The 1,076-nt window shown below is 64.6% G+C and carries 1 pseudogene; it reads right to left on the reverse strand.

From position 1 onward, the window contains the following. Nucleotides 1-474 precede the first annotated feature (474 nt). Nucleotides 475-957: pseudogene (locus OK345_RS17705) on the reverse strand (IS110-like element ISPa71 family transposase); the annotation flags it as partial. Nucleotides 958-1,076: the final 119 nt, after the last annotated feature.

The raw sequence follows: 1,076 nt of genomic DNA on the forward strand, positions 1-1,076 counted from the left end.
CCTCACGCAGGAAGCCGATGATCTGCTCTTCGGAAAAGCGCTTCTTCACGTCCAATCTCCTTACTCTGGGGAATTGGACTCCAGATCGCCGCGCTACTCAAAACCGGGGGGACGTCGCCTCGGCCCTGAACCCTCATAAGCGCTCATCAATCGATGCTCTCGTCGCATCTTTGGAGCGATTGGTAAAGAGCTAACAATTCATGTATGGACTCCTCCGTCAAGCAGTCGTTGCCGTAGGTGATCGCTGATCGTCGGGAAGCGGTGCGGTTGCAGTCGTGTATCCGGCCTTTGGATGGGCGTTGATGCCCGGGCCATCATGGAATCCGCGGAGCGGGTGCCTATCGTTCAAGCGGCCTGCCAGGCCAGCATTGTTATCGGCGTTGTCCGCTCCGGGACCGAACCCTTCGCCATGATCAAGATCGTGTCAGGCAACTCCCGACGTTGAAGCGGTGAACGTGTGTCGAAGCCGTCGCGCTACCCAGCGCGGGGTCTCTCGCTGACGTGGCGCGGATCGAACGGCGTGCCGTGATGGTCCATCGCCCACAGCCGCCGGGCCAGCTTGTTGGCCAGGGCGCAGGCGGCCTTGTTGTGGCCACGGGTGTCCTGGACCTTCAGCGCCCAGGCCTGCAGCGGATCGAGGTCTTGTCCGCGCCGCTGCTTCATCCGCGCCGCCTGCAGTACCGCGCGGGCGCCGTGGATCAGCAGCGTTCTTACGTAGACATCGCCGCGCTTGGTCAGGCCTCCCAGCCGGCGCTGCTGACCGGAGGAATGCTCGCGCGGGGTCAGCCCCAGCCACGCCGAGAACTGGCGTCCGCTGCCAAAGCGCGACAGGTCGCCGGCACTGGCCCGCAGCGCGGTTGCCGTCAGCAGACCCACGCCCGGGACGGTGCGGTGACGCTGCACTGCCACGTCCCGTGAGGCGAATTCCTCCAGCCGCTGTTCGATTGCCGCCATGTCCTCGACGTCCCCCCGCCTTCAGTAGCACGGCGGTTTAGAGTCCGGGATCAATCGTAGCGGATGCCAGCTGGCTGGCGTAGTCGCTCGGGGTCAGTCCGCCGAGCACCTTCTTGGGTCGC

This window comes from Xanthomonas chitinilytica (assembly GCF_026107455.2).
In the GTDB taxonomy this organism is placed as follows: Bacteria; Pseudomonadota; Gammaproteobacteria; order Xanthomonadales; family Xanthomonadaceae; genus Stenotrophomonas; species Stenotrophomonas chitinilytica.